Here is a 6,717-nt window from a genome sequence, read left to right on the forward strand (position 1 = left end):
GATCTCGCCGGCGGCCGCGGCCGCGCTCGTGCTGCTGGCGGCTCTGCCCCTCGCGCTCCTCGCCCGCGCGACCGTGGTCCGCGCCATGCCGCAGACCGCCGGGCTCTACGCCCGCCTCGGCCTGCCCGTGAACCTGCGCGGCCTCGACCTGCGCGACGTCGCCGCCTTCCGCGCCCCGGCCTCGGACGGGCTGCCGGCCCGGCTCAGCGTCGAGGGCGATCTCGTCGGCGTCGGCGCGCACGCGGTCCCGGTCCCCCGGATCGAGGTCGAGGTGCGCGACGCCGAGGGCCGCCCGCTGCGGGTCTTCACGGTCCCGGCCCCGCGCCCGACGCTGGAGGCCGGCGAGCGCGCCCGCTTCACGGCCCACCTCGACGATCCTCCGGCGCAGGGCCGGGCGATCGAGGTGCGCTTCGCCTCCGGGCCGGCCGAGGCGCATCCCTGACCGCCGCCTCGGGCGAGGGCCCGGCCCTGAGGACCGCCGGATGGCATCGGCCACCGCCCCGGCGCGCGGACGAAGCCCCGCGGCCCCGACTTTTTGCGCCGCGAGGCGTGGGCAGGGCCGGGCGAAATGCTCTATGAGAGACCCATGACCAGCGCCTCCCGACGCGTCCGCGTCCTGTTCGACGAAGCCGCCATCGCCCGGCGCAACGAGGAACTCGCGCAGGAGATTCTCGCGACCCAGCCCCGGGACCTGCTCGTCGTGGCCGTCCTCAAGGGCAGCTTCATGTTCGCGGCCGACCTGCTGCGGGCGCTGCACCGGACCGGGCTCTCGCCGCAGGTCGAGTTCGTGCACCTGTCGAGCTACCGCACCGGCACGGTCTCCTCGGGCCAGGTCGAGATCCTGCGCGACGTCGAGAGCGAGGTGAAGGGCCGCGACGTGCTCCTCGTCGACGACATCCTCGAATCCGGCCGCACCATCGTCTTCGCCAAGGACCTCCTGATGGCCCGCGGCGCCAAGCGCGTGATGACGGCGGTGCTCCTCGAGAAGCCGGGCAAGCGCGCCGTGACGATCGACGCCGACTTCGTCGGCTTCACCTGCCCGGACGTGTTCGTGGTCGGCTACGGCATGGACGTGGCGCACGCCTTCCGGCAGCTGCCCTTCGTCGGCCTTGTGGATTACGAGAGCAGCGAGCCGGACCTGTTCGGCGGCACCTGAGGGCGCCTCCCGCCGCAACGGACTCTTCAGGAATGTCGCGGCAATTGCGCATAGGGATGGGGCGCCGGAACTGTTACGGCCGCCGGAATCTTGACAGGCACGCGGGCGCTTGCGTGATTCGCGGGCCGCTTGTCGGCACAACGATTTCTCAGACGGGACGGCATGGCGCGCATATTGCTCGTCGACGATGAAGAGACGGTCCGCGGCTTCCTCAAGCGGGGGCTGGAGATCGACGGCCACGCCGTCGTGACGGCGATCGACGGCAGCGACGGGCTCGACCGCCTCAACGAGGCGGACGGCGCCTTCGACCTGATGCTCACCGACATCCGCATGCCGCTGATGGACGGCATCGCGCTGGCGCTCGCGGCCAAGCGCGACTTCCCGAACCTGACGATCCTCCTGATGACGGGCTTCGCCGACCAGCGCGAGCGCGCCCGCGGCCTCGACGCCATCGTCACCGACGTGCTGACGAAGCCGTTCTCCCTGGCCGACCTGCGCTCCACGGTGAACCGGGCGCTGGCCGCCTAGAGCCTGTCGACACAAAGCGTTTCCCTCACGCGAACCGCATCCCCGTCGCCCGGGAAGGCGCGCGGGGCCGCGCGACGCGGATCAACGCTTCACGACATGGGCGGTACCGGCCTCCCGGTTGAGCAGGATCGCCTCCTTCAGCGTGCGAAAGACCCCTCGGGGCAGATAGCCGTAGAAGCAGGGTGCATTGTCGGAGGAAGGCGGGCCGATCCTTCCGGCCTTCGAGCAGGCCCGCCTCGCTCTCGCGTCTCCACAGATAGGCGTAGCACAGCACGAGGCCGGGCTGCGGGTCCTCCGGGAGGCGCATGAGCGCGTCAGGTCCGCGGAGCGGGCGACGCCTCCGTGCCCGGGTCGTCCAGATCCTCGATCTCGTAGGCGTGCGCCTCGGGAATGTCGGCCTCCCGGATCATCGCCATCTCGACCTCGGAGAGATCGCGGACGCCGACGGCCCGCCGGTAGCAGGCCCAGAGTTCGTTGTAGGTCTCGGCGGAGACGAGATAGGCGCTTTCCCGCCCATGCTTGGTGATCTGCACGGGCTCCTTCTGGGCACGGTCGTGCCACAGGCCGAAATTCTTCTGCACCTCGGACGAGGTGACGGTGATGGACATGCCCGGCTCCGATTTTCCGTAAAATACGGATATCCGGACCGAGCCTCAAGGGCGATGAGGCCCGGCGGCCTCGATGGCCGCCGGGCCGACGATCAGAACAACCCGTCGATCTGGCCGTTCGCGTCGAGACGGATCGTGTCCGCGGCGGGGACGCGGGGCAGGCCCGGCATGGTCATGATCTCACCGCAGATCACCACGACGAAGCCGGCGCCCGCCGAGAGACGCACGTCGCGCACCCCGATGAGGTGGCCGGAGGGCGCGCCCATCAGGTTCGGGTCGGTCGAGAACGAGTACTGGGTCTTGGCCATGCAGACCGGCAACTGGCCGTAGCCCTCCTTCTCGAAGGCGGCGAGCTTGGTGGCGGCCTTCGACTCGATCTGGATGTCGGCGGCGCCGTAGAGCTTCGTCGCGATCGCCTTGATCTTGTCGGTGAGCTTGCCCTCGGGCTCGTAGGTGTAGGTCAGCGGCTTCTGCTCGCCCTCGGCGAGCTTCACCACGGCGTGGGCGAGTTCCTCGGCGCCGGCGCCGCCATCCGCCCAGTGCTTGCAGGTGATGGCCTCGACCTGGAGCTTCTCGGCGCACAGCGCCTTCAGCTTGGCGTGCTCGGCGTCGGTGTCGGCGTAGAAGTGGTTGACGCCGACGACGACCGGCAGGCCGAAATTGCGCACGTTCGTCACGTGCCGCTCGAGGTTGGCGAAGCCCCGCTCCAGGGCCTCGATGTTCTCCGAGCCGAGGTCCTTCTTGTTGACGCCGCCGTGCATCTTCAGCGCCCGCACCGTCGCGACGATGACGACCGCGGAGGGCTTCAGCCCGGCCTGGCGGCACTTGATGTCGATGAACTTCTCGGCGCCGAGATCCGCGCCGAAGCCCGCTTCCGTCACCGTGTAGTCGGCCAGCCGCAGGCCCGCGCGGGTGGCGATCACCGAGTTGCAGCCGTGGGCGATGTTGGCGAAGGGGCCGCCGTGGATGAGGGCGGGGTTGCCCTCCAGCGTCTGCACGAGGTTCGGCTGCAGCGCGTCCTTGAGGAGCACGGTCATCGCGCCCGTGGCCTTCACGTCCTTCAGCGTCACGAGCTTGCGGTCGCGGGTCTCGGCGATGACGATGCGGCCGAGGCGCTCCTCGAGGTCCTCGAGGTTCTTGGCGAGGCAGAACACCGCCATCACCTCGGAGGCGACCGTGATGTCGAACCCGTCCTCGCGGGGGAAGCCGTTGGCGACGCCGCCGAGCGACTGGTTGATGGCGCGCAAAGCCCGGTCGTTCATGTCGACGACGCGGCGCCAGAAGATGCGCCGCACGTCGATGTTGAGCTCGTTCGCCCAGTAGATGTGGTTGTCGATCAGGGCCGCGGCGAGCGAGTGGGCCGAGGTGATGGCGTGGAAGTCGCCGGTGAAGTGCAGGTTGATCTGCTCCATCGGCACGACCTGCGCCTTGCCGCCGCCGGCCGCGCCGCCCTTCATGCCGAAGCAGGGGCCGAGCGAGGGCTCGCGCAGGCAGATCATGGTCTTCTGGCCGATGCGGTTCAGGGCGTCGCCGAGGCCGACCGTCGTCGTGGTCTTGCCCTCGCCGGCCGGCGTCGGGCTGATCGCGGTCACGAGGACGAGCTTGCCCTCCGGCCGGCTCTCCAGGGAGGCGATGTAGCCGTGGTCGATCTTGGCGATGTGCTTGCCGTAATTGTGAAGCGCGTCCTCCGGGATGCCGAGCTTCTCGGCGACCTGTGCGATCGGCTTCAGGGTCGCCGCGCGGGCGATCTCGATGTCTGAGGGCATGGTTTCCTCACCTGTTCACGAGGGCATCGTGTGGCGTTGGCGTTTCTTGGCCGGGGACGGTGCGCACCCCGAGGGCTGCCGGTCCGGGCCGTGCGCCTCTCTTAGGCCGAGGAGCGCGCAGGCCAAGGGCCGAGCCTGAACAATCGGAGCAGTTTGCGCGAAGGCGGGCGGACTTGCGCGTCGGAAATTTTGAAGGCGGCGGCAAATTTTCATTCTGGCCGGGCGCGGGCCGTGTCACGGGTTGGCGCGGATCACCGGCTCCAGGCGATCGACCATCTCGCCGATCTGGTCCTCGCGCACGATGAGCGGCGGGGTGAGCGCCAGGGTGTCGCCCGCCGCCCGCACCACGAGCCCCGCCTCGAAGGCACGGTCCATGATGGTGAAGGCGCGCAGGGCCGGCGCGTCGGGCCGCGGCACGAGGTCGATCGCGGCCGCCAAGCCCACGGTCCGGATGTCGAGGATGCCGGGCAGGCTGCGCAGGCTCATCACCGCCTGCCCGAAGGCGGGCTCCAGCGCCCGGGCGCGGGCGAACAGGTCCTCGTCCCGGTAGAGGTCGAGGGCCGCGAGCGCCGCCGCGCAGGCGAGCGGATGGCCCGAATAGGTGTAGCCGTGGAACAGCTCGACCCCGTGCTCCGGCCCCTCCATCAGGGCCGCGTGGACGGGCTCGCGCACGATCACGCCGCCCATCGGCACGGTGCCGGAATTCACCCCCTTGGCGAAGGTGATCATGTCGGGCACGACGCCGTAGCGCTCGGCGGCGAAGGCGTGGCCGAGGCGCCCGAAGCCGGTGATCACCTCGTCGAAGATGAGGAGCAGCCCGTGCCGGTCGCAGATCGCGCGGAGCCGTTCGAGATAGCCCTTCGGCGGCGGCAGCACGCCGGTCGAGCCCGCCATCGGCTCGACGATCACGGCCGCGATCGTGGACGCGTCGTGGAGCGCGACGATCCGCTCCAGGTCGTCGGCGAGATGCGCGCCCCAATCCGGCTCGCCCACCGTGAAGGCCTGCCGCGCCCGGTCGTAGGTGTGGGGCAGGTGGTCGACGCCCGGAAGACCCGGCCCGAAGGCCCGGCGGTTGGCCGCGATGCCGCCGACCGAGATCCCGCCGAAGCCGACGCCGTGATAGCCGCGCTCGCGCCCGATCAGGCGGGTGCGCCGGCCCTCGCCGCGGGCCTGCCAGTAGGCCAGCGCGATCTTCAGCGCCGTGTCGACCGCCTCCGAGCCCGAATTGCAGAGGAAGACCCGGTCGAGGTCGCCGGGCGCCAGCGCCGCGAGCCGCCCCGCCAGGGCGAAGGCCGCCGGATGCCCGAACTGGAAGGGCGGCGCGTAATCGAGCTCGCCCGCCTGCGCCCGGATCGCCCGTACGATCGGCTCGCGGGCATGGCCCGCGTTGCAGCACCAGAGGCCCGCGATCCCGTCGAGGACGTGGCGCCCGTCCGGGGTGACGTAGTGCATGCCCTCCGCGCCGGAGACGAGGCGCGGCTTGCGGCGGAAGGCGCGGTTGGCCGTGAACGGCATCCACCACGCGCCGAGGTCGTTCGGGCCGGGCAAGGAGCCCGGCAAGGAGTTGGGCACGGTGCCCGGGAGCGGAGCGGGCATCGCCAGGCCCGTCAGCCCGTCATCGCGGTCGCGGTGTAGCCGGCCCCGGTCAGGGCCTGCGCCACCTCGAGGCTCTGGGCGCGGGTGCGCAATGCGACGCGCCCGAGGGCGAGGTCGACCTCCACCTCGGCGCCGGGGTCGAGGCGCCGGATCGTGCGGCGCACGGCCTCCGCGCAGCCGCTGCAGGTCATGCCCTCGACCCGCATCATCAGGAGGTCCACCTGCCTCTCGTCCATGAGCCCTGTCCTCTCTCGGCCGCGTCCCATCCCATGTCGGACCCTCGGCGCGGCGATGCAAGCCGGTTCGACGTGGGCGCCCGGCCCGGGCGTGCATCCGGCATCCGGGACCGGGAGGGTCATCGGGCCCGGCAAGTCATCGGGCCCGGCAAGTCATCGGGCCCGGCAAGTCCATGTCACACCGGCCGGAAATCGGCGGCCCTCGCCGGCTCGCGCCTTGCCGGGCCGGACCGCCTCGGCAACAAGGTGGGATGCCCCGATTCGGCGCGGTCCGTCCGGTGCAGGTTTCCGTTCCCGCGTTCGAGGGGTTTGGGCTTAGTCCGATGGACCGGATCTTCGGCCGGCGCAGCAGCCTGTTGGCCCTGGCTCTGCTCGGGCTCCTCGTGCTCGGCCCCCTCGCGATCGTCTCTCCCCTCGCCGCCGCCCTCGCGCTGACCCTCGCGGCGGCGCTCGCCGCGCTCCTCTCGCACCGGCGGGCGGCGGCGCTGACGCGGCGCTGCGACAAGCTCTCCGCCGAGTTCGACGTGCTCGCCAAGCGCCTGATCCGCCTCGAAGCCGGGGCGGCGGCGCCGGCGGCCGCCGAACCTCCGGCGGACACGGCCGCGCTCGCGACCGGCATCGAGGAGGTGACCGTCGAGATCGGCCTCCTCAGCGGCATCGTGCGCGACCTCGCCTCCGTGGTCGCCACGCAGGACGGCGAGATCGCCCGCCTCAAGGCGGAGATGCAACGGCCGGCCCCGCCCGTCGCGCCGCCGCCGCCCGTCCTCGCGGCACCGGTCGCCCCGATGCCGATCCCCGCCGCCCCCGTCGCGCCGCCGCCCGAGCCG

The 6,717-nt window shown here is 71.5% G+C and carries 6 protein-coding genes and 2 pseudogenes; 4 read left to right on the forward strand and 4 right to left on the reverse strand.

What is annotated here, in order from left to right:
• From E1J50_RS27630 to E1J50_RS25220, 3 genes and pseudogenes are all read left to right on the forward strand, one after another.
• Positions 1–442: pseudogene (locus E1J50_RS27630) on the forward strand (hypothetical protein); the annotation flags it as partial.
• 144 nt (positions 443–586) lie between these two features.
• A complete protein-coding gene (gene hpt / locus E1J50_RS25215) occupies positions 587–1,156 on the forward strand; it encodes a hypoxanthine phosphoribosyltransferase (RefSeq protein WP_132256911.1) in 570 nt (189 codons plus the stop codon).
• Positions 1,157–1,318: 162 nt separating this feature from the next.
• The gene (locus tag E1J50_RS25220) at positions 1,319–1,684 is read left to right on the forward strand and encodes a response regulator (protein ID WP_132256913.1); all 366 of its coding nucleotides are present in this window, start codon (positions 1,319–1,321) and stop codon (positions 1,682–1,684) included.
• A 314-nt stretch (positions 1,685–1,998) separates the two neighbouring features.
• On the opposite strand, the gene E1J50_RS25230 is transcribed toward E1J50_RS25220, so the two are convergent.
• The 4 genes from E1J50_RS25230 to E1J50_RS25245 all read right to left on the reverse strand — a co-directional run bounded on the left by E1J50_RS25230 (position 1,999) and on the right by E1J50_RS25245 (position 5,890).
• Positions 1,999–2,292: a type II toxin-antitoxin system Phd/YefM family antitoxin gene (locus E1J50_RS25230; protein ID WP_132256915.1), complete on the reverse strand. Its 294-nt coding sequence runs from the start codon at positions 2,290–2,292 to the stop codon at positions 1,999–2,001.
• A 92-nt stretch (positions 2,293–2,384) separates the two neighbouring features.
• Entirely contained in the window at positions 2,385–4,058 is a 1,674-nt protein-coding gene (locus tag E1J50_RS25235) for a formate--tetrahydrofolate ligase (RefSeq protein WP_132256917.1), read from the reverse strand.
• A 234-nt stretch (positions 4,059–4,292) separates the two neighbouring features.
• Positions 4,293–5,654 carry an omega-aminotransferase AptA gene (aptA, locus tag E1J50_RS25240; RefSeq protein WP_132256920.1) on the reverse strand — a complete coding sequence of 454 codons (1,362 nt, stop codon included), beginning with the start codon at positions 5,652–5,654 and terminating at the stop codon, positions 4,293–4,295.
• Positions 5,655–5,665: 11 nt separating this feature from the next.
• Positions 5,666–5,890: a heavy-metal-associated domain-containing protein gene (locus tag E1J50_RS25245; protein ID WP_132256922.1), complete on the reverse strand. Its 225-nt coding sequence runs from the start codon at positions 5,888–5,890 to the stop codon at positions 5,666–5,668.
• A gap of 323 nt (positions 5,891–6,213) precedes the next feature.
• Between E1J50_RS25245 and E1J50_RS25250 the strand changes: the two are divergent.
• Positions 6,214–6,717, forward strand: a pseudogene (locus E1J50_RS25250) (EAL domain-containing protein); the annotation flags it as partial.

This window comes from Methylobacterium segetis (assembly GCF_004348265.1).
Taxonomy (GTDB): Bacteria; Pseudomonadota; Alphaproteobacteria; order Rhizobiales; family Beijerinckiaceae; genus Methylobacterium; species Methylobacterium segetis.

Coding starts and splice junctions, on each gene's coding strand:
- hpt (WP_132256911.1), top strand. CDS start 587: ATGACCAGCGCCTCCCGACGCGTCCGCGTCCTGTTCGACGAAGCCGCC.
- E1J50_RS25220 (WP_132256913.1), top strand. CDS start 1,319: ATGGCGCGCATATTGCTCGTCGACGATGAAGAGACGGTCCGCGGCTTC.
- E1J50_RS25230 (WP_132256915.1), bottom strand. CDS start 2,292: ATGTCCATCACCGTCACCTCGTCCGAGGTGCAGAAGAATTTCGGCCTG.
- E1J50_RS25235 (WP_132256917.1), bottom strand. CDS start 4,058: ATGCCCTCAGACATCGAGATCGCCCGCGCGGCGACCCTGAAGCCGATC.
- aptA (WP_132256920.1), bottom strand. CDS start 5,654: ATGCCCGCTCCGCTCCCGGGCACCGTGCCCAACTCCTTGCCGGGCTCC.
- E1J50_RS25245 (WP_132256922.1), bottom strand. CDS start 5,890: ATGGACGAGAGGCAGGTGGACCTCCTGATGATGCGGGTCGAGGGCATG.